This window comes from Jeotgalicoccus halotolerans (genome assembly GCF_003387165.1).
Taxonomy (GTDB): domain Bacteria; phylum Bacillota; class Bacilli; order Staphylococcales; family Salinicoccaceae; genus Jeotgalicoccus; species Jeotgalicoccus halotolerans.
The window spans coordinates 13630-32682 of the sequence record NZ_QUMW01000017.1 but is presented as its reverse complement, the minus strand read 5'-3'; the positions used below and the strand labels follow the sequence as shown (position 1 = coordinate 32682).

The 19053-nt window shown below is 36.1% G+C and carries 19 protein-coding genes; 6 read left to right on the top strand and 13 right to left on the bottom strand.

What is annotated here, in order from left to right; all coding sequences use genetic code 11:
* Positions 1-13: 13 nt before the first annotated feature.
* From DFR63_RS11375 to DFR63_RS11365, 3 genes are read left to right on the top strand one after another with little or no spacing between them, the layout of a single operon-like run.
* Entirely contained in the window at positions 14-1372 is a 1359-nt protein-coding gene (locus DFR63_RS11375) for an LCP family protein (protein ID WP_115886068.1), read from the top strand.
* A 10-nt stretch (positions 1373-1382) separates the two neighbouring features.
* Complete coding sequence (locus DFR63_RS11370) at positions 1383-1856, top strand: DUF2538 family protein (protein ID WP_245954184.1); 474 nt, start codon at positions 1383-1385, stop codon at positions 1854-1856.
* Positions 1857-1864: 8 nt separating this feature from the next.
* Entirely contained in the window at positions 1865-2290 is a 426-nt protein-coding gene (locus tag DFR63_RS11365) for a GNAT family N-acetyltransferase (RefSeq protein ID WP_115886066.1), read from the top strand.
* 18 nt (positions 2291-2308) lie between these two features.
* On the opposite strand, the gene DFR63_RS11360 is transcribed toward DFR63_RS11365, so the two are convergent.
* From DFR63_RS11360 to DFR63_RS11300, 13 genes are all read right to left on the bottom strand, one after another.
* On the bottom strand, positions 2309-4480 hold the full coding sequence (locus DFR63_RS11360; protein WP_162842352.1) for a glycosyltransferase: 2172 nt from the start codon (positions 4478-4480) through the stop codon (positions 2309-2311).
* 9 nt (positions 4481-4489) lie between these two features.
* Positions 4490-4699 carry a hypothetical protein gene (locus DFR63_RS11355; protein ID WP_035807796.1) on the bottom strand — a complete coding sequence of 70 codons (210 nt, stop codon included), beginning with the start codon at positions 4697-4699 and terminating at the stop codon, positions 4490-4492.
* Between the two features lie 12 nt (positions 4700-4711).
* On the bottom strand, positions 4712-5620 hold the full coding sequence (locus DFR63_RS11350; protein WP_115886064.1) for an ABC transporter ATP-binding protein: 909 nt from the start codon (positions 5618-5620) through the stop codon (positions 4712-4714).
* A gap of 21 nt (positions 5621-5641) precedes the next feature.
* Positions 5642-7726, bottom strand: a complete 2085-nt coding sequence (locus tag DFR63_RS11345) for a hypothetical protein (protein WP_115886063.1) — start codon at positions 7724-7726, stop codon at positions 5642-5644.
* Positions 7726-8349 carry a hypothetical protein gene (locus tag DFR63_RS11340; RefSeq protein WP_115886062.1) on the bottom strand — a complete coding sequence of 208 codons (624 nt, stop codon included), beginning with the start codon at positions 8347-8349 and terminating at the stop codon, positions 7726-7728. Before DFR63_RS11340 ends, DFR63_RS11345 begins: the two co-directional genes overlap by 1 nt.
* A complete protein-coding gene (locus DFR63_RS11335; RefSeq protein ID WP_115886061.1) occupies positions 8342-8719 on the bottom strand; it encodes a hypothetical protein in 378 nt (125 codons plus the stop codon). Before DFR63_RS11335 ends, DFR63_RS11340 begins: the two co-directional genes overlap by 8 nt.
* Positions 8706-9857, bottom strand: a complete 1152-nt coding sequence (locus tag DFR63_RS11330; RefSeq protein WP_115886060.1) for a glycosyltransferase family 4 protein — start codon at positions 9855-9857, stop codon at positions 8706-8708. Before DFR63_RS11330 ends, DFR63_RS11335 begins: the two co-directional genes overlap by 14 nt.
* 13 nt (positions 9858-9870) lie before the next feature.
* Positions 9871-10680, bottom strand: coding sequence for an ABC transporter permease (locus tag DFR63_RS11325; protein WP_115886059.1), 810 nt, complete (start codon positions 10678-10680; stop codon positions 9871-9873).
* Positions 10681-10817: 137 nt separating this feature from the next.
* The gene (locus tag DFR63_RS11320; protein ID WP_162842351.1) at positions 10818-11774 is read right to left on the bottom strand and encodes an acyltransferase family protein; all 957 of its coding nucleotides are present in this window, start codon (positions 11772-11774) and stop codon (positions 10818-10820) included.
* Between the two features lie 19 nt (positions 11775-11793).
* A complete protein-coding gene (locus tag DFR63_RS11315) occupies positions 11794-13770 on the bottom strand; it encodes an acyltransferase family protein (RefSeq protein WP_115886057.1) in 1977 nt (658 codons plus the stop codon).
* A gap of 76 nt (positions 13771-13846) precedes the next feature.
* Positions 13847-14653, bottom strand: coding sequence for a hypothetical protein (locus tag DFR63_RS11310; protein ID WP_115886056.1), 807 nt, complete (start codon positions 14651-14653; stop codon positions 13847-13849).
* Positions 14650-16173, bottom strand: coding sequence for a hypothetical protein (locus DFR63_RS11305; RefSeq protein ID WP_115886055.1), 1524 nt, complete (start codon positions 16171-16173; stop codon positions 14650-14652). Before DFR63_RS11305 ends, DFR63_RS11310 begins: the two co-directional genes overlap by 4 nt.
* Before the next feature lies 1 nt (position 16174).
* A complete protein-coding gene (locus DFR63_RS11300; protein ID WP_115886054.1) occupies positions 16175-16663 on the bottom strand; it encodes a competence protein ComK in 489 nt (162 codons plus the stop codon).
* A 215-nt stretch (positions 16664-16878) separates the two neighbouring features.
* Between DFR63_RS11300 and DFR63_RS11295 the strand changes: the two genes are divergently transcribed.
* The 3 genes from DFR63_RS11295 (at position 16879) to DFR63_RS11285 (ending at position 18833) form a co-directional block, all read left to right on the top strand.
* Positions 16879-17352, top strand: coding sequence for a sigma-70 family RNA polymerase sigma factor (locus DFR63_RS11295; RefSeq protein WP_115886053.1), 474 nt, complete (start codon positions 16879-16881; stop codon positions 17350-17352).
* Positions 17353-17419: 67 nt separating this feature from the next.
* Positions 17420-17632, top strand: coding sequence for a DUF2187 family protein (locus DFR63_RS11290; protein ID WP_115886052.1), 213 nt, complete (start codon positions 17420-17422; stop codon positions 17630-17632).
* A gap of 121 nt (positions 17633-17753) precedes the next feature.
* A complete protein-coding gene (locus DFR63_RS11285) occupies positions 17754-18833 on the top strand; it encodes an LCP family protein (RefSeq protein WP_115886051.1) in 1080 nt (359 codons plus the stop codon).
* Positions 18834-19053: the final 220 nt, after the last annotated feature.

Here is a 19053-nt window from a genome sequence, read left to right as displayed (position 1 = left end):
GTCTATGACATTGATGAAGAAAATAATATGGACAATTGTGATTGTCCTGGTGCTGATTTTAATTGGTGCCGGTATTTATATTTACAGTCTTTATAATACTTTTGATGAAGGGGTCAGCAGCTCCTACGAACCTACTGACAAAGAAAGATCGGACTTAAGAAAAGAAGACGCTACAGTGGAAGACAGCTTTACAGTTTTAATTCTCGGTACTGATGAGAACGAGTCACGTGCCGAAAAAGAACATTTAGGCGGCGATGATTTCCGCACCGACAGCATGATACTTGCAACCTTTGATAAGAACAATGATGATGTTAAATTAGTTAATATCCCAAGAGATACACTAGCCTACCTTAAAACTGAAGAATACTTTGATAAGATTAATCACGCTCATATGTACGGTGGTCCTTCAGCTTCCATGGATGCTGTCGAGAGACTACTAAATGTTCCTGTAGATTATTATGTTCGTATTAATATGGCAGGCTTAGTGGATATTGTAGATTCTGTAGGCGGAGTCGAATTCGATGTGCCTTTTGATATGAATGAGCCGAATCAGGATGACAACGGCCGAATCAAACTCTCTGAAGGTGTTCAGGAGCTGAGCGGTGCAGAAGCGCTTGCTGTCGTCAGAAGCAGACGGGTCGATTCAGATTTAGGACGCGGGAACAGACAGATGGAACTCGTGGAAGCTGTACTCAACAAAGTTAAATCATCCGGCGGTTTAAGTAAAATTGATGATTTAATTAAAGTTGTCGCGGATAACACCAGACATAACTTTACATCTAAAGATATCCGTCAGCTTGCTTCATATTACGCTTTTAACGATATCTCTTTTGATTCCACCCAGCTGCGCGGTACAGATTACTGGCACCAAGGAAACGGAGCTTATTTCTACAGAGCAGATGATGAGCATTTATTTGTTCTCTCAAATACGATACGCTCTATACTGGAAATAGAACCTTCTGAACCGTTCGATTTACTGCAGCTGAGATTAGGAGATTACCTTGTACCTTATGAATATATGGATGATTATATGCTCACTGAACACCAGCCTGAAGTAATGCCCTACTTCGCTGAAGAAGGTTATGAAAGCTCGTACGGTGACGGCTTTGAAACTGAAGAGTTTGATTACGAAGAATCTGATGTCGAAGGTGAAAACGATTTAGAAGATACGACAGAAGGTGACTTCAATCAGGGCAACCAGGCACCTCAGGGTGAAAGCACTGAAGAGCCGGCACAGGGGGAGAATTATAACAATGACGGTTCTGGTACCAACAATCAGAATGATGGCTACTATGATGATGGTACAGAAACAGAAGATGAATACTACGAGGGCAGCAATAGCAATTCACTGAATAATGGTTATTATTATTAATTAAGTGGAGGTGGCTGTTTTGAGAAAATCATATGACAAAGTGACAAATATCCATGAAATGATGGATAATCTGGAAGAACTGATTAAGAATAATAATCAGCCAAAAATTGAAAATGATTACTTTTATATGAATCACGAACATAAAGAATTATATTTATCCCTGAGAAGTTATTTTTCGGAATCACAGAACAACCCTTCTGTTGATGCTGCCTGTTATATCACTGCGATTCCTGAAATATATGAAGTTGTAAATATTTTTGATTATATTTTTCCGCTGGACTGGATTCAAAATGACGGCAGGTTATCAGATGAATTTAAAAAGCTAAAGCCGCATATCCAGTACATTGCACTGGCAGCGGCAGAAGCGAGCAATATTAAATTTAACACCCGTCCCGCCCTATCACTCGGTATGGATTACTGGAATATTGAACAGCTTAAAGTATTTTGGCAGTATACGATTATACGAAGAAAAAATGCGATGTAGGTGATGAAATGGAACTTAAAATAACTGATGATCCAAAGTATTACAACCAATGTCTGGAAATTAGAAAAGAAGTTTTTGTTGAAGAACAAAACGTGCCGCTGGAATTAGAAGTCGATGATTATGAAAAAGAATCTGTGAATATTCTCCTGACTCTTGATGACCGCCCACTCGGTACAGTCAGATACCGTGATATGGGTGACGGTCTAATCAAAGTAGAACGCATGGCTGTAAGAAAAATAGCAAGAGGTCTGCACCTCGGTCATACACTCATGAACTTCGTTCACATTCATGCAGAAGAAAACGGCTATACACGAGCCAAGCTAGGTGCGCAGGTACATGCGCTTAACTTTTATGAAAAGCTCGGTTACCATGTTTCATCTGATGAATTTGATGATGCAGGTATTCCTCATAAATATATGGAGAAAGAATTATAAAAAAATTGAGTCCTGATATCAGGACTCAATTTTTTTACTGTTATTAATTAATTCAAAGAGAGTTTTTTCTATTTCTTCAATATGTCCCAATTCACTGCCGAATACGTTATTATTATTATCTTTAACAATTTCACTTAGCACACTGCCTTCTTCATACAGTGACCATATATCTGTACCAGAAGATATATAATCACTGTACTTTGATGCTAAATAAGGATTCTTTTTCATATACTCTTTTGTATTCGCATCACTTAAAATTAAACAGTCAAATTCTTTTGAAGCATTAAGAAATTCAAAATATTTTAGGTATGTGCTAACTTGGACGATTTCAGAAACACCCTGAGTAATAACCTGACTTCTTACTTTCGAAGTATCGTTTGTAAATATATAAAGTTTGGCATTAATTTTATTCTCTTTTATTTTTTTGGCAATATTTATAATATCTGACGCGCTTCTTGTCTCATAAAAATTCCCAAAATAACCAATGTTATATTCTTTCTGATCCAGTGATACGTATTGTTTATCGATATCATAATAATATTTATCCAGTGAAGGATGCTGAGAAATAATTGATTTTTTATAAACCATATTTTTAAATTCATTATTAAAACGTGCCAGCATGACTTCCTGCTGATTAATATTAGTGAAGATAATCTTATCTGCAAAAATAAACGGAAGTACTTCACACATGTTAAATAAATTAGCATTAATGTATTCTTCGAAATTTTTAGGCACTTTTTTCTTCAGTTTTTTTACTTCTTTAACCGTAAAATAACCTGCTCTACGTTCCTGATTTTTAATATCATACAAGATAGGATCCGAAAACTCTGCAATCCACATTAGATTGCTATTATCCTGTTTAAATTCAAATGCTGCCATATGTGATCCCGGCCAAAGCGCACGACTGTAAATTTTATCGTACTTATAAAGTTCCACACGTTTTTTTACCTTATCCACAAATGACTGAATATAGTTAGCATTTGAAAAAGATGAAGCAGTATTAATCATGTATTTAGTATCAATATATGGGTTAGCAATGACTTCAAGAGATGGATCTATCCCTCTGACATCCGTCATATCGTTAAAAACAACATCCACTGGCTGCTTCCCTTGATTAATACGTTTTGCCATCACTACGCCACTTGTATCGACAAAAGGAGGGAAACAATAGCTGATATATAACGTTTTTGCCAAATCTTTATTGACCTGCTGATAGGGATAAAACTCATCCTGTTTGAATTTAATTAAGTCTGTCACTCTGCCGTAATCATCCATATTTAAATCCAAATATTTGTTTATAAACAATGCCTGTGAACGCATTCTGTCTATAATTAAATTCCTTACATCAAGATCATCTTCATATTTCAGTAAATCCTGCAAGGCGTCAATAACGTTAATTCTGTCCATCACATTAAATTGAAATGATATTTTAGCACGAGACAGGGTTCCCTGGCCTTTATATCTGTAGTAAATAGCTGCTTGCTGATTTATTTTGATAATCGGTTTATATTCTGTTATAAGCGCTGCATAGAGTACCACGTCTTCTCCATTATTAAGTTCTTCATTAAACTGTGTGTTCAGTAAAAAACTAGTAGGTACTACTTTGGCACCGTTTAAGGATAGATTCTTTCCTACATCAAAATAGCTGTTCGGATATTGAGTAAGTCTGAGCAGTTCTTTATTAATCACATTATTTCCATGATCATCCCTGGTTTCTACAATTTCATGCAGCTGGTTTAATAATATAGTATAGGGCTCTGCTTCTGACAGTGAATTTGATAAATAATCAGCAGATAATGTATCATCTACATCCAGAAAAGTTATATAAGAATATTGTGCATTGTTAATCCCCATATTGCGGGCAATCCCAACACCCTGATTCGAATATAAAGTCCTATGATTAAAAGTTATTTGCATCTTCTCAAGCAAAGACTTGCTCTTGTTATATTCACCATTAAAAACAAATATCACTTCAAAATATTTATTGTCGAGAGTCTGCTTTTTTAAAGAATCAATAAGGCTTTCGATAAATTTTTCTCCCCGATGAACAGGTATAATTACACTTATTCCATACTCTAAATTACTGACAGGAAAAAAGTTGGTCTCCTCTTGAACTTTTTCATCCGAAAGTATTGAGTTTTTAATTGTATTTATTTCTTTTAATCGCTCTCTAATTTTTAAATTAGACATACTCATACACTACTTTCTGACAAACTTTTTCATCTTCAAACCTACTTTAATAGGAAGAAAACTTTGATATTTTTTTATCTGCCTGTTTAATCTGTCGTTCTCATTTTTCAAAACTGATATTTGCCTGTCTATATTTTTAAGTTCATTTAAGGCTCTTTCTTCTTTCTCCAAAGATTCCAAAGCTATTTCTTTTAATTCTTCATAAGTTAATTTATTCATTTTATAAGCACCTTATAGATATTGTATTGCCTGCAAATATCCCATCATAACTACAATAACTGAAAAAATCATTAAAAGCATACTATTCCATATTCCAAATTTCGTTTCATTTTTATCCGGCAGATATATTGTAGTTCTCTGTCCTTCAATCATAGCTTTTTTATAACGTTTTTGAATGTGTTTCTCTTTTATATTATAACCTCTTACAAAACGGGCATACAGCCCTACTACAGGGATACAGTCTCCATATTCCCGCAGCTCGCCAAAGTGGATCCAAGCCGCTTTATTGCACATCTGCTGTATTTGGGGAATAGAATGACTGACAAAGAATATAGTTTTACCTTGTTCTCTGAATTCCTTCATCTTCGCGATACATTTACTCGCAAATGTATCGTCCCCGACAGATAAGGCTTCGTCCACTATCAGTACATCAGGATCTGTGTGAACAGCGATAGCAAAACCAAGCCTCGACATCATACCGCTTGAATAAGATTTAATCGGCTGATTAAGAAATTCTTCAAGTTCACTGAAAGCCACAATATCATCATAACGTTCCTCAATTTCTTTTTCGCTTAATCCGTGCATCAGACATTTCATATGAATGTTTTCTTCACCGGTCAACTCCATATTCAAACCTGCTGAAATAGCAATCAGTGATGGCTTGCCATCTACATATATTTCTCCTGAAGATGGTACAGTTACTCCGCCGAGCAGATTCGACAGAGTGGACTTGCCCGAACCGTTTAATCCTACAATACCAACAGAATCCCCTGGTTCCACTTCAAAAGAAACATTTTTTAGAGCATGGTAGTATTCCTGTTCTTTATTCATAAAAGGAAATAATATTTTCCATAACTTTTTTTTATTACTGGTTGTATTAAAAACTTTTGAAACATTATCAACTTTAACTTTATAAGTCATTTTCCCACTTCCAAGTCAGTGTTAATTTAAACATTTAATATTAGCCGCATTGTATACCGGTTTATCAATATGCTCTGAAATTTCCTTCATGGTTTCACCATATTTATAATAATCACGCTGCTGGACAGTATATATATTATCTTCTTCAGTTAAATCCAATACACTGTCTTTTTCTGTAAACGCCCAGATTTTACTTGTACTTCCCCTGTAGTCGCTCAATTTAGAAGGTACGTATGGATTATATGGTTTAATGCCAACAGTCTCAGCGTCAAATATAAGTAATATATCCATTAAATTAGTTAAGTTCAAAAACTCAAAATAAGGAGCGTACTGATTCATTTCAATATACTCTTTAAAATCGCTCTGTTTATAAAATCTCAGCGTTTTTTTATTAAGGTTAGTGAACACATGTATTTTAAAGTTATTTATATTTGCCTCATACAGCTGTTTGGCTACTAATTCAATCTGTCTGAATCCCCGTGTATCATAAAAGTTCCCAAAGTAAGCAATATTTATTTTTTCTTGGTTAATTTTGTAGAATGTTTTTACGATATTGTACATATCTTCCGGTAAGGTCGGATGCTGGCTGATAACTGCTTTACCAGTTACTAAAGTCTTAATTTTATCATCGAATCTTTCCAGCATGTAGTTCATCTGATAGTGATTTGTAAATATGAGTTCATCTGCATACAAAAATGGGATTACTTCACATACGTTAAATGAATTGTCGTTAATCAAATGACTGTACTCTTCTCCTGTATACTCTTTAAGCATCTCAATATAATCATCATCTTCTATTGGTGCATACCTTATATTCGAAGAAACATCTGTATACAGAGGATCTGAAAACTCCGCTACCCATTTAATATCCGGGTTTTCTTTTTTAATTTCGAATGCTGCAAAATGAGAATGCGGAAACATTACACGTGAATAAATTTCATCGTATTTATCTTCATAAAGTTTATACTTATGAAAAACACCATGCATATACTCTTCAATACTCGCCCAGCTGCTGAAAGCTTGCGGGCCGGTCAGTACGATTTGAGAATCAAGCAGATGTGACATAATATTAAGCAGTTTATTATCTTTTTTTCTAATACGACTCATGTCATTCGAAATCACATCAACAATATCCCCTGTTTCAAATATTCGCTTTGCCATCACGTTGCCGCTTGTGTCATTGAATGGCGGGAAACAATATGCTAAAACCAGTTTACGTGCATCGCCTTTGTTCAAAGCAGAATAATAGATATTTTTAATACCAATAGATTTCATTTCTTCAATAAGTTTTTCTTTGCTGATATTCCCTTTATCGATATAATTTTTAAGATTCGCTGTAAATATTTTATTAAAATACTGCAGCACTTCTGATACTTTTTCGTCATAACGTTTCGAAATTTTATTATCGATATACTTAACACATTTTATTGCTTCATTACAACTTTTCGGTATACCTCGCTCCAGTTCACCATACACACATATTGTGTCTGTTTTCTCAATTTCTCCATTTAAATTAATAATTGCCATTAAATTTGACATCCAGATATTGAAACGAAATGAAAAATTATCTGTAAAACTGTGATGAAAAATTAAATGCGAAGGAATAATACAGTTCGTTTCTCTGATTAATTTTTCAATTATCGGAGAATCAAAATTATACTTGTCTATATGATTATCTGATAAAAAGTTTTTATAAATTTTTGCATCTAAAGAATCGTTTCCATCTATGTCGGTAAGATAAATTTTGTCTTCGCTAAAATCCAGTTCGTCATGATGGAATTTAACCGTTAAGTTCTCATCAATGATGATGACATGTGAATATTTTATATAAACTTTTGCGTCTTCAACAGTACCGTACACCACAGTAGTATTATCATCAGAAGTCTTCTTCAGCTCATCGTATGCATATAAGTTATCCGTTACAAGTACAAAATTCATATTATTCAAGCTCTTTTCAGCCGGACTGTGTTCTGCTTTTGCAGCATGTTTTGAAATATACTTTATAACAGTCAGGCCCGCCGGATGTAACTCTGATAATGAAGATATTACACTGTTTATATACTGAGAGTTTGCATCTGCTGTATTGATTCTATTAACTACCTTCATTAATATCCTCTTTTCTTATTCCAGTATGCAACTTGCAGTTTACCAAGTTTTGAGCTGCGCAGCTGTTCCAGCCTGTTTAGAGACTGTTTATACTTTTCCATTAAATCTAAATACCTTGTTTCAAGATCATCATCGTCAGCTCTTCCGCCTGTAAACTGCAGTTGCTGGTTTTCTCTTTGGAGATTGCTGATTACTTCATTATTTTTGTCGTGCTCTCTCAGTAGACTTTCAACGATTTCCAGCTCATAGGTCTTACTTTTTTGCTTAACATTGATATTCAGCAGTCTGTACTTTTCTATTAAATCAATATTCCGGTCACCTGTCGTCAGATGATAAAGATCATTTTTAAAATCTATATTCTGAATATTGTCAGCAGTTTTAAGAAGGGTTTCATTAATCTGCATATCATTGAGAATAAAAGTAGCTTCTTCGCCGTTCTCGGGAAAGTCATTGATTATTTCCCATACACTCGCAACATCGATTTTTGTTAAATCGATTTGTTTAGCCATATCATAACTGCCTAGACGGGCAAATGCGTTCTGGATTCCTTCGTTCTTTTGAATAACAAGCGTTACTGACCGACCATTATTGTTTTCATCCAGTTCCATAAAAAATTTATTCATCTTTAAACACCCGTTTAAAATTTACAGTTGTTTTTTCGAATACTCTCGAGTTATCTTTCTGACTTTCTTTTGCATATGCTGTAATTGAATATCTTCCGTCAGGAATATCAAATGAAAATGTATTCGATTTTTGATACCCGGTCTTAACAGTATCCATTTTTCCCTTGCGATCGATAAGATCAATTGCATATTCCATTTTTTCTCCAGTAGCATCAATAATTACATCGAGCGTATTTGTTTTCGTTATATAAACTTCATTTAATTTCAATTTTGGGGACGCGTTGTTTACCAATTCACTGGTTTCCCGCATTATAGCTTCGATATGATTTTCCAGATCATGATACGCTTTTTCCCAATCAACTCCAGCCATTAGTAATCACCTCAATTTCCTTACTTATAACAGTATCGAGACCGGCTTGCTGTTTTATACTTTCAGCTGCGTTCTCGCTCATTTTTTTAAATTTGCGTGCATGCTTATATATAAATTCTATATGTTCTACCATTTCATTTACATTATCTCTTGATGCAAGCATTCCTGTTTCTTTATGGGTTATAAATTCCGGAATCCCGCCAATATTGTTTGTAACCGGCACTAGGCCACTGCTCATAGCTTCACCAAGCGAAACACCCTGAGAATCATGACGGGAAGGACCGAGATAAATGCCATGGTTTTTATGAATTTCAGGAATGTCATTTTGTTTAACAAATCCTTTGTGTAAATTCACATTGTCAAATTGTGTCAGAGGATTGGTAAGAACATTAAATAATTTCCCGTCACCGTATATATTAAATTCAAGCTTGTGGAAATATTTTTTCCTGCTTAATTGTTTGATGACATCAACAGTTATATCATTTGCATAGTTTTTAGCCGTGAATGGTCGTATAGTACAAATTTTTAATCTGTCATCGGCAGATTTTTTATGATATTGAAACAGTTCATCATCGATAATATTATGAATGATGTGATAATTATCCGGAACCACACCGACATAAGGATCTACGTACAATTCTTTGAATCTGCGCGAAACGTAAATAAATTTAATATTTACGTCCTTGCGTGTCATAATATCTTGCAGAAATTCTTTTTGCGGCTGAAAAACTGTGTCCTTTCTTTCCAGGGCATTATCGAGCTGACTGATACTTTCCAAAAAATTATAGTACCTTCTGTGCCACGCCTCAGCTTCAAAGCCGTGGAGCCAAACAACTATGTTGGGCCGCTCCTGTTCCTCCAGCTGATTGATACCGTAAAACATTTTTTGGTTGATAAAGTGAAACAGCACTGTAGAGTAATCATTTTCCTTAAGAAATGATGCAATCTGATACTCATCCATGTATTTAATGTGTACACCATCGTAATATTTATCTTTCAATACTTTTGTTGTAATAACAACAATATCAACGTCAAGACCTTTTTGCTGATAAGCTTTTACTCTTCTGTGCAAAAAACTGTTCGCATAAAGGTTTTCCAGTGTTGGATATGCATTACATATCATTAAATACTTATGCATTGTTTTACCACCCTTATAGATAATCAATTAATTTGTAGCGGAATTTAATATGCAGATAACTGCCGATAAGCAGAAAGACAATAGTAATTGCCCAGAAATATATGTGCTGCTCCATTGTTCCATAAAACAAACCATCACCGTATATCAGTGCATTACGGAAGTTCTGTACCAGATAAGCGAAAGGATTCAAATCGGATATCATCTGAAGTAATCCGCCGCGTTCTCCAGGCTGCCAAAATATTGGAGTCAGGAAAAAGCCCATGCGTATAACATTCTGCAGGACATTTCTAAAATCCCGTACGAGTATGATAAGTGTACTCATTATTAAATTTATCGCAAAAATTAATGCAAACGCAGCAATAATAAAATAAATAAGCATTAAAAAATACAACGGATTTACAAATCCGTTAAATAATGAAATAAGCATTATAATCATTGTCATAAATGACAGGTTTATTAAACTATTGGTAAATGAAATTGACAGCAGTACACTGGATGGAAACCTCATTTTTGTCACCAGACCCAACTGTGCATAAATAGCGTTCGATCCGATATTAATAGCCTGCGAAATAAACAGCCATGGGAATAGTCCTGAAATAAGATAAACAATAAATGGAATCTCAGAATCTGGTGCTGTTGCACCTCTCAAACCCAAACCAAAAATTAAATAATAAATTGCCGCCTGCATTAGAGGCTGCAGAATGTTCCAGAATAGGCCCAGATAATGATTGGAGTATTCACTTTTAACATTGTAGATTGACAGCTTCCATATTAAATGAAAGTTTTGAAATTGCTCTTTAAATAGAGTTATAACGTGATTCATGATATTCCCTCTTATATGTTCACTTTTTAAATATAAATTTGTATCTCATTTATTATAATAGTAATTCATACTGGTGTCATTTAAAAACCAATAATAAAAGAAAAGAGCAGACTCGTGTCTGCTCTTTGATTAACATATTACTTTAAGCCTAAAAATAATATTCTAGTAGGTTTTGTCAAACTGAATAAGTAACCGATAATGACTGGTATGATTACACCAAAAACTGTAAATTCAAACGGAGTTACGCTGTACTCAAGTACCGTTCTGAAAAATATATTTACCGGCAAATGGAGATACATTATTACTATTGAATACTTTCCTATAACCTTTAACATTTCTTTAATTGGAAACTTAGCAATAAAATTGCTGATATATATTACTGGCATAAAAAACAGTAAAGGAATAATCATATCCAAAATAAAATGGTTGTAAGAACTCATTTTTAAATTCAGATAAAAATCCATATAACCATTTATATTTACCAGTATAGCCAGCGAAGCAAACACTGCTGAAACTGCAGCCACAATGAATGAATCGTGATACTTTCTAATTATCTCCCTGCTGTAATGGCCCAGTGAATAATAAAATACTGCAATCATTACTACATTGGCATTCCAGGGCCAGTCAAATGAAATAATTATCTCACTGTGCCCGGCAACAAATAATGCTGCAACCACTAGAATCTGAATCCATTTATAAAAATTGCTGATTATACCAAGCAAAAGCTGTGTGAGCAGAAGCACAGTTATAAACCAGAAGACACCATATGGTCCCTGTAGTCTGCTTCCTCCGTACAAAAGATTGTACAGGTGATCCGGCAGCATTTCTAAATGCTGTATATTAAATACTGCAAAAATAGCAATACCATATATAAAATAAGGCAGTATCATCCTAAAAGTTTTATTCCAAGCCCATCCTGCGAAGTTTTTAAATAGTACAGGTTTAAATAAAATACCTGATAAAAAGAAAAACAGCGGCATTCTGAACCAGCCTAAATATATATCTAAAAATGCGTGACCGGCGTGACCAAGAACTACCAGTATAATACTGATTGCTTTGGCAATGTCCAGCCACTCAATTCTTTTTTTCTCCACGATATCACCATCTGATACTTTATAAGTTTAATGCCTCTGCAACATCTCTTTGCAGCAGCGGTTTAAAAGTTTTACTGAATGTTTCTGTCATGTGATCATGATCAAAGTAACCAATAACATTTCCTACAACCGGATCACAGTACTCCTCACCGCAGAAGTAGTCACTGTAATCAGCATAGAAAACGTTATCCGGTTTATTTTCCAAGCGTTCCCATGCTGAGGGAGTGTTATAAACATCAGCTTTTACAATTTTACACTCTGTGCTGTCATCACCATGCTGAGCTATACACTCAGGTACTGAACCTTTAAAATAAGGTGTATCTCTCAGTGCCAGAACATCTATATTTACTTCATCCAGCTTGTTAAATTGTTCAATAAATCCTGCCGGTACATCATACAGACTTGAATAAGCAATGTCTGCCAGAGTAATAACTAAATCGACATCTTCATTTACAATTTCATCGATAACATTCCGGTTCCACTCAATACATTGCTCAGTGTAGTTTTCCGTATCAGTTGTAAACCGGCAGCCTGCCTTGGTTATATTAATCAGACGCATGTTCTCTTCTTCTGCAATATCCTGCATAGGAGAAATCCAATGTGTAGACTTAGAACCGCCTACTACAGCCATCGTGTAATCATAACTTTTTGTTTTCCCGTAATCGCAAACCTCAATAGCCGATGACTGGGGGCTAACCTGACACTCGTAAGCTTCTGTTTTATCTTCCAATATAGTCGCCAGCGATGGAATAGGTTCTTTTATCTCAAAATTTTCAAAGTCGTATGACTCGGCATTTACCATTACACCAGGATAATCTTCATTATTTATACTGAGTGGAGAAGCTTGGCTGTTCGTATAGTAATACCAGCTGCCGAGACAGATAATGAGGATTGAAGCTAAACCGATTATTGGTCTGAATCCTCTAATACTGAAATTATTTTTATTTATATAATTAATAATTGGTTTCTCAACTGTATTAGTAGTGATATAACTTAGTAATATCGAAATTACTATAATGATAATACCATGCAGCAGTGACACTGAAGATGTATCGAATATTTCATAGTAAAATATAAGTATCGGCCAGTGCCATAAATAGATTCCATAACTTAAACCGCCTAAAAACTTCAGCGGACGAGTGCTCAGAAGTTTTTCAACTCCGAACTTGCTGGGATTTTGACCGGCAAGCAGTATCAGCACAGCAGCACTTATAGGAATCAGCGCTATAAGTCCAGGGAATGTCTCCTGAACATCCAGTAATATTCCTGTAAGCAGTAGAACTGCGAGACCAATCCACCCCAGTATAAAACTTACATACCTGTGAATGTTCAAATTAAAAATATAAATCATTAGTAATCCACCGACAGCAAATTCAAATACCCTTGCTCCCGTGTCAAAATATGCCCACGGCTGATTCATAGATGTTATATAAATGGAATAAATTAATGATATTGTAAATAAAATTAATAACACAGCTGTGAATACTTTCTTCAAACTGATGTTTAATTTTTTACTAATTAAAATTGCCAATGATACAATCACAAACCAGATAACATAAAATTGTCCCTGGATGGACATAGCCCAAAAATGCTGCACCGGGCTCTGAGGGTTATTCTGATCGAGATAATCTGTTCCGGTTATTGCCAGCTGCCAGTTTTCAAAATACAAAAGTGATGCAGCTATCTCTTTAATTGTCGCCGTAAACCTTATATCCGGCAAAATAAAAAAACTGCCTATCGTAATGAATATCATTACTGTTAAAGCGCTCGGAAGTAATCTTCTAAGTAAACCCAGTATGAATTTACCAAACTTTATGTAACCATTGCGTGCATATCCTGACAGTAACGATGTAGTGATTAAAAATCCTGAGACTACAAAAAATACATCTACTCCGCCGGAAACCCGCATCATCCAAATATGATAGACAGCTACGAGAAGCGCTGCTATTGCTCTCAGTCCCTCTATCTCTGGACGGTATTGCCTTTTTATTTCCATATGCTAATTTACCTCTTTCCAATATCATAAAAATTAAATCAGTACATAATTTTAGCATATTTAATATTGCTTGTCCCTAAGACTGTACTATCCGCGCAAGCTGCTCTATCTCTACAAACCCGATGGAGTTTTTCTCATTCAGCTGTACATATGACGGCAGTTTCCCTTCAGCTTCCAGAGGTTTTTTGCTTATCTGGAATTTACCGATAATGACCATTACTCTGTGGACAAGTGTTGACAGTTCATCTACGATATCCTGGTTAAGTTTTGATACTTCCAGATGAATGATCGGATTTTTACGTTCTTTAGACGGAAACATTATTGTCCGGATCCATTTCAGTTCACTAGTTGTCAGTTCTTTTTTGGTTTTTAATTCCAGTATCAGGAAAGGAAATCTGTCCTCATCTTTAAAAGCATTGTCATACTGCAGTTTAAAGTGATACAGTTCAAAGCCGTGTTCTTCATACCTGATTAAATACTGATGTTTTTCCTGCTGCACAAAAAACACAGTGCCGTATTCTATATTAGAGCCCTGCTCAAGTTCCTTGAATTTATCGACGACATTTACAAGCTGCGAGTAATCGAGCAGCACCTGTCCTGCCTTATGTCCATCTTCAGACTTTTTCTGTGTGACTGTAATCTCCACTTTATCTGATGACAGCACCGCTTTCTCTTTGCCGTGAAACAAGGTGGATGTTTTTAACCGGTGAAATTCCCCGTATGTATACCCATTGGTTTTTATAGCAGGTAAATATGAATTGAATATCAGATCTTCCTGCACCAGCTTTCCAAGCAGCAGATCGACCGTTGATTCAGCTGGCACATCTATTTTAGTAATTGAAATACCGCTATCATAATCTCTCACTTTAACTTTTAATTTCAAGTTGCTCTCTCCTTATCCAACTGAACCAATGATTTTAGTATATCCACTCGCAAGGCGACCAGTTCAGCGTCTTCATACATTGATTGTACTTTAACATCACGCAGTTGAGAACTGTTTGCCGGAATTTTTTCCGTGATAAATTTCATAAAAGTAATTGCATAATCTTCTTTGACATTCGTCGCCTGATATGGAACGTAAAAATCTGTCACATTATTATTGTAAAATCCTTCGAGCTGAAACTGGCTTTTATGAGAGTTTTCGAGCCAGGATTCATCATACTGGGACCAGAATCTGTCTGCATGCTTATCAATAATAGTATCTTCTTTGGCACAGGAAATATCCGTACTGTCACAGGCCTCGTCAAAGTCATCTATCGGCAGGGAATAGATATGCCCGAATTCATGAATCAGGTTGCGGTACTGAGTCGCTTTATGGAGATTGTCCCGCACATCTATGGCAAACACAGTTCCGTCTCTCGTTATTGATACATAGGCGGCTGTATTACCCTCACCATCTGAGAATAAACGGTATTCATTAATGTCCTCTAAATAACGATGGGGAAATACAGCTTGAAAAGTATTCCATATTGACATAAATGTTTCTTCATCACCTAAAGGGAGCGAATTTTCAACTTCTTTATCGGCGATTTTAAAATCTTTTATTTGGTAATCAATATAGGTTGTCCGTGTCCGGTTTTCAAAAAATATATGCGGTTCATCCTGCAGATCGACATACTCTTTCAGTTCTGAAAGATAACGGTCACCGAGCGCTGTACATGTTTCGACAGTATCACAGTCATCATGCTCTACTTCAAGTGACCAGTCGACTTCCGCTTCAAACGACACTCTGTCACTGCTGATAAACTCCAGCAGCTTGAACCCTCCTGTAAAAAGCAGCACCAATACAGCCGCTATCAGCAGCAGCTGGATTACTGTTCTGCCCGACTGCTGTGCTGCTGTTTCAGGTATATCCCGGTTTTTTGCAGGGGTACTGCTGATGATTCCCCGGCTAACGAGTGTTTCTTTTATTTCATTAATATGGTCATGGTAGTTCGGGATGCCGGTCTCTTCCAGCATAACGAGATTTTTATCATCTACAGACCAGGGAAGATATTCTCCGCATGTAAATACCAGTGTCTGAAGACCGTTCCTTCGTGCATAGTTCAGTATATATCTAAAATCACGTTCTCCGATATCGGTCGTCAGAATCACCGTATCGATGGCCTTTAAATATTTTGCTTTCTGATTAAACGTATCGTAAACATTTGAATTCACTGTAAATACTTCATCACCAATTATACCGTACGGTGCCGATACAGACTGCGCACTTCTGTGGCTGACCCCGGCATTTCTGAGTGAATCTTTTAAGGTTGCTGTCAGCTCTGTTTCCTCCGAACTGAAATTCGTGTGAAGATACACATCCTCGTATGTATGCCGTGCTGCGAGAGCGGATATTAAATGGCCTCCGGTAAGATGAGATTCTTTATTTTCATAAATACCGCCGGCTATAAGAATTGCCATTTTATCCCTCCCTGTCTTTAAAATACTTCCTCACTGCATTCTGATGTTTAACCGTTCTGTCCAGTATAAATAAAGTTTTCTCATACTGCTTCTTTGAAAAACTGTAATCATAATCGGTTTCCACTTCTCGGCCGTCTATAAATGTAATGACCAGTTTATTGTTCACCTTTTTAAAATCTATCAATTGGCGCAAATTCACAAAAAATGGATTCTTGTATTTGCAGCTGTGCAGCGGAAAAAGTACAAACTGATATTTCTCATCGATAATAATCGGCTGAAGCCTGTGTATATTATGTATCAGTTTAACATTTTGCCGCTTCACCTTAATACTGCTTGAATAAAAGTAAACCAGCGTATCATCAATCCATTTTTCAGCAGTCTTCCCACAGTATATTATACCATCAGTATGAACAGCACGGCATAAGTACTCAGGATGCACTACCGGCTCTATATAAAGCACCTGCGGAGTCAGCTCAGGAACAGTCAGCATATTCTCACCCCATCATCAATTTGATTAAACATATTTATTATAACCTTAAGTTAACTTATTTAATATAAATATAACTATTGTTAACAAAAAACATATCATAAGTTGTGTTAAGTACACTTTTTTTGTTATTACTATGTTTTATCCCCCGTTTAATTTTTCTTATATTAAGTATATCCGGAAAATCTTATGAATCGATTCATTTAAGGACAACTTAAATGGCAGCAGACAAAAAAATTATTTCTTATGAACCTATGATTCACAGTATCATACAGCAGCTGAATATTTTATATGATAAAGACGAATATATGCAGGTTGGCCGCATCGCTGTTTTTGAAGCTGTTAATAAATTTGACAGCAGCAAAACATCATGCAGCGAATCACAATTTGTTTATACACTCATCAGGCAGCGCCTGATTGATGAAATAAGGAAAGTTTCGCGCTATCAGGAACGGCAGTCACCGGCAGAAGAAAATATTATCGAAATACAGGCAGCAGATGATTCTTATAAGCTCGAAAATACAGCTCAAAAAGTATTAAATGAACGGGAATGCCAATGGTTTACGCTTACTTTATCAGGCTATTCTTTAAAGGAAACTGCTGAACTTCTTAAGGTCAGTGTCTCCACTGCCAAAAACATCAGGAAAAGTGCGCGGGATAAACTGCAAAAAGTTTTCTGCTATGAGTTCTAACGCTTGTAATTTCCTGTATTTATAGTATAATGTCAGTCATTATCGCTATTGTAGTGGGGGAATTTACATGGATGCAAAGAAGAAGGAAAAAGAAGAATTAGATGTTAAAGTAGGCAACATTGTTGAATTCGACGATCTGATTGGTAAAGTGGAAAAAATTAATGAAAACTCCGTTATCGTTGATATTACTATTAATGATCACTTTGACGAACATGAAATGTTTGAAAAAACTGTAGTTAATCATAAAAGGTACAAAATTATTGATGACTCCACAGATTAATATTTAAAACAGGCAAATGGTTTTGGCCATTTGCTTTTTTATACCTTTTATTGACAACAGCAGTGCAATAAATATATATTTACATTAACATTGAAAAATCTTCCAAAGTGGGTTATTAACTATGAAAAAAATTCTATGGACCATCTTTATTATTTTAGGTGTCGTGCTCCTCGCTGCAGTCATCTATATTCTTTATCTTTTTAATGCTTTTAACAGCGGGATATCAGATTCCTATGAAGAAATCGACCGGGATCGTTCAGAACTTCGGGTCGATGATGTCGATGCATCAAATGATAACTTCACAGTTCTTATTCTCGGTATCGATGCTGATACTGAAAGAACTCAGGATGGTCAGATTAACGCAGACCACTTCCGTTCGGATACTATGATTTTAGCAACATTCGACCGTGAAAATGACGACGTCAAAATGGTCAGCATTCCGCGTGATACGCTTGCCTATATCGATTCGATGAATTATTTCGATAAGATTAACCACGCCCACGCATTTAACGGACCTTCCGGGGCAATGGATGCAGTTGAATCATTACTGAACGTACCGGTCGACCATTTCGTCCGCGTTGATATGAACGCAGTTGTAGAAATAGTCGATGCAATCGGCGGTGTTGAATTCGATGTACCTTATGAAATGAACGGGCTCCAGCCGGGTCTTCAGCACCTGAGCGGTGAAGAAGCACTTGCAGTAATCCGCAACAGAAGCATCGATTCTGATTTAGGACGCGGTGTACGTCAGATGGACCTGATCGAAGCTGTATTTGAACAGGCTCAGTCATTCAGTACATTATCCCAAGTTGATGACTTGATTAAAATCTTCACAAGCAATACAAGTCATAACTTTGAGACAAGTAATATCCGCTCTCTCGCATCATATTACTTATTTAACGATGTAGCATTTGAAAATTCACAGCTGCAGGGTACAGGATTTACAAGCGAATCCAATGGTGTTTACTATGCATGGCCGGACGAGGAACACCTTTTCGCACTGTCCAACACGATTCGCGATATTCTTGGACTCGACCCTTCAACAGCCAATGATTTAATCAGCATCAGACTTGGAGAACAAATCCAGCCGGTAACAGAAGTCAGCACGGATTTACTTGAGAACTATACACTCGACAATCCGCCTGCTTACACTGAAGACGGCGCACAAAACCAATACGGTGACGGATTCGGAGTAGAATAATTTTAAAGCCATCTGCAGCTGCAGATGGCTTTTTATATTGCTGGCTGAATTTGAAGGGATGGATGGTGGGGATGGGGAAGCACACTTGGAGCTTGGGATAGATATGAGACCTGCTCATGCCTATGCAAGTTTCGGTGCATATACATGACACCCGCTTATGCCTATGCAAATTTCGGTGCGTATACATGACACCCGCTCATGCCAACCCCCCAAACAAAAA